The organism is uncultured Chryseobacterium sp., assembly GCF_913776365.1.
GTDB lineage: Bacteria > Bacteroidota > Bacteroidia > Flavobacteriales > Weeksellaceae > Chryseobacterium.
On sequence record NZ_CAJYMO010000008.1, the window covers coordinates 1 to 3,022 of the forward strand.

At 44.8% G+C, this 3,022-nt stretch carries 3 protein-coding genes and 1 pseudogene; 2 read left to right on the forward strand and 2 right to left on the reverse strand.

Going from position 1 to position 3,022, the window contains the following annotated elements:
- On the reverse strand, positions 1–392 hold a 392-nt coding region (locus QZ735_RS00560; protein ID WP_294243218.1), incomplete at its 3' end, for a DEAD/DEAH box helicase.
- Positions 393–562: 170 nt separating this feature from the next.
- Between QZ735_RS00560 and pncA the strand changes: the two genes are divergently transcribed.
- Positions 563–1,168: a bifunctional nicotinamidase/pyrazinamidase gene (gene pncA / locus QZ735_RS00565; RefSeq protein ID WP_294243221.1), complete on the forward strand. Its 606-nt coding sequence runs from the start codon at positions 563–565 to the stop codon at positions 1,166–1,168.
- A 248-nt stretch (positions 1,169–1,416) separates the two neighbouring features.
- Here pncA and QZ735_RS00570 read toward each other — a convergent pair whose 3' ends face one another.
- Positions 1,417–2,373 carry a pseudouridine synthase gene (locus QZ735_RS00570; protein WP_367117821.1) on the reverse strand — a complete coding sequence of 319 codons (957 nt, stop codon included), beginning with the start codon at positions 2,371–2,373 and terminating at the stop codon, positions 1,417–1,419.
- A 355-nt stretch (positions 2,374–2,728) separates the two neighbouring features.
- Between QZ735_RS00570 and QZ735_RS00575 the strand changes: the two are divergent.
- A pseudogene (locus QZ735_RS00575) lies at positions 2,729–3,022 on the forward strand (3-dehydroquinate synthase); the annotation flags it as partial.

Below are 3,022 nucleotides of genomic sequence, written 5' to 3' on the forward strand. Positions count from 1 at the left end.
GTTGCAATAAGGATTTCCGTACCGAAAAGGCTTTTCATCTGCGGGTTGATGGAAACGCCGCCATAGACTGCCATGCTACGGATTTCACGCCTCGTATGCGTTGTAAAAGCCCGGAATACCTCATCGATCTGAATCGCCAGTTCTCTTGTAGGCACCAGAACCAGAACTTTCACATTGCGGTCTTTCTTCAGTGTCTCATTCTGCAGTTTTTCCAGAATGGGCATGACGAAACCTGCTGTTTTCCCTGAACCGGTCTGTGCAATTCCTATGAGGTCTTTTCCCTGAAGGATAACCGGCACTGCCTGTTCCTGAATGGGAAACGGCTTCAGGTAGCCCAGTTTCTGTACTGATTTGATAAGGTGATGGGATAAACCCAAAAATTCAAATGACATAAAGTACTAATTTTGTACAAAGATAAACTATTGTGCCTTGGTTTGTATCGGCGGGCCCGGCGGGATCCTGATTTTAATCGCCGGAATGCCTATTTGGCAGATAAATCTTTTTGGACAGTTTTTTGAAGATTTGTTTTTGTAAATTTATCAAAAATTCGAGAATTCCAACTATGAAAAAAGCATTACTAATCGTCGATGTGCAGAATGATTTTTGTGAGGGCGGTGCGCTGGCGGTTCCGGGAGCCAATGAAGTCATTCCCTTCATCAATTCCCTTATGGAAGAAAATGAGTATGACCAGATTGTCCTTACGCAGGACTGGCATCCGGCCAACCATAAAAGCTTTGCCAGTAACAATGGCAGAAAAGTAGGGGAAAGCATTATCCTGAATGGGGTTCCGCAGTTTATGTGGCCGGATCACTGCATCCAGGGTACCTTCGGGGCAGAATTCCATAAAGACCTGAACCGGGATAAGGTGACCCACATCATCCAGAAAGGAAAAAATGTTGAAATCGACAGCTACAGCGGTTTCCAGGACAATAACCACTTCATGAAGACCGGTCTTGATGATTTTCTGAAATACCATGACATCCAGTTGCTTGAAATTGTAGGCCTGGCAATGGATTACTGCGTTAAGTTCACCTGTACGGATGCTGCCGCCGCCGGATATATCACCTGCCTTCATTTCAACGGTACCCGCGCAGTTAATGTGAAGCCGGATAACGGAAGGGACGCGATCTTTGAAATGATCCAGAAGGGAGTGACCGTTCTTGCGTAGGAGTTCCTATTCATGAGTTATAAGTTATGAGTTATTAATTTTAAGTTGTAACTACCGTTGTATACCGACGGTGGAAAATCAGCTCCCGATCTTCACTTCAGCCTGCAAAAGATCATGTTTGACATACAGCAGCATTGAAATAAAAAATTCCGCAGAAATCATCTGCGGAATTTTTTTGTCGATAAAAAAGGAATACTCTTTATAATGCTGTTGCAAACTTATAACTTATCATCCACAACTTATAAGGCTTACAGCATCTTAAGGTTGTTCACCTCCTGTTCGGTAAGGATTCTCCAATGGCCTCTCTTGATGTTCTTTTTGGTCATTCCGGCAAACATAACGCGGTCAAGAGCTTCCACTTCATAGCCCAGACGCTGGAAAATTCTGCGGATCACGCGGTTCCAGCCGATATGGATTTCAATCCCGATCTCATTTTTAGGCTTTCCTTCGATGAAAGAAATCTGGTCTACTTCCGCAACCCCTTCATCCAGACGGATTCCTTCGGCAATAAGCTTCATATCTTCATGCGACAGTTTCTTATCCAGGGTGACGTGGTAGATTTTTTTGGCATCAAAAGACGGATGCGTCAGCTTTTTGGTCATGTGTCCGTCATTGGTCAGTAAAATGACTCCGGTAGTGGAGCGGTCCAGTCTTCCCACCGGGAAGAGACGGTACGGCGATGCATTGGCGACCAGGTCCATTACGGTTTTCCGCGCCTTGTCATCCTTGGTTGTGGAGATATATCCTTTCGGTTTGTTCAGAAGAACGTATACCGGTTTTTCCGGCGTGATTCCCTGTCCGTCAAACACCACCTTATCGGTTTTCTGTACCTGATAGCCCATTTCGGTCACTACCTGTCCGTTGACTTCCACAAGCCCCTGGGTAATCAGCTCATCAGCCTCTCTCCTGCTGCAGATCCCGGAATTCGCAATGTATTTATTAAGACGGATCGTATCCTTATGTACATCTTTCTCTATCTTGGTCAGCCTTCGTTTCTGTACGAAAGACTTTGCCTTGTCCTGTCTTTCTTCCCCTTCTGCTGCCGGTCTTCGTCCGTACTTCAGGCTGCCTCTTTCATATTTGTCGCGCGTGTCGAAATTCTTTCCGCCGCCTCTTTTCGGTGCGGACTTGCCGAAATTTTTTCTTTCTTCACCGGAAGTAGTGATATACGGCTCACTGGCAGTCTTACCGAATTTTTTATCCATACGTCCCTGGTAGCTGGTATCTTTTCTTACAGACGCTGAACCGTCCGTATCCCTTTCACTTCTGGTAAAAGATCTCTTCTCGGATCCTGCGCCGAATGCCTTGTCAGAATTTCTTTCTCCCGCTTTAGGAAAAGTTTTTTTAAAAGGTTTGGATCCTGGATTTCCGGATCTTGAAGCGCGAGAATCATCAGAATTATTTCTTGTTGAACTTCTTGGTCTTTTGGATTTTCCTGAATTATGGTCTCTGCTCATGCTAAATATTTCTGCAAAGATAGTACATTTAATAACGAGTTAAAAATTAAGAATCATAACTTTGTATCTTTGTTTAAGCATTAACCCTACAGAAAATCTGAAAATGATCACAATAGCAGACGATACCTTTTCCGCACTCAATGAATTCCTCCAACGCAAAAGCTACAGTAAGATCTTTATTCTGGTAGATGAAAATACGCATGAATACTGCCTTCCGATCCTGCTGGGAAACCTGGAAACCGAGCTCGCATTTGAGATCCTGGAAGTTGAGGCCGGAGAGGAAATGAAGAATATACAGACGGCCAATCAGCTTTGGGAAATCCTAACGGAGATGCAGGCTGACCGGAAAGCCCTGATGATCAACCTGGGCGGCGGCGTCATTACCGATATGGGCGGA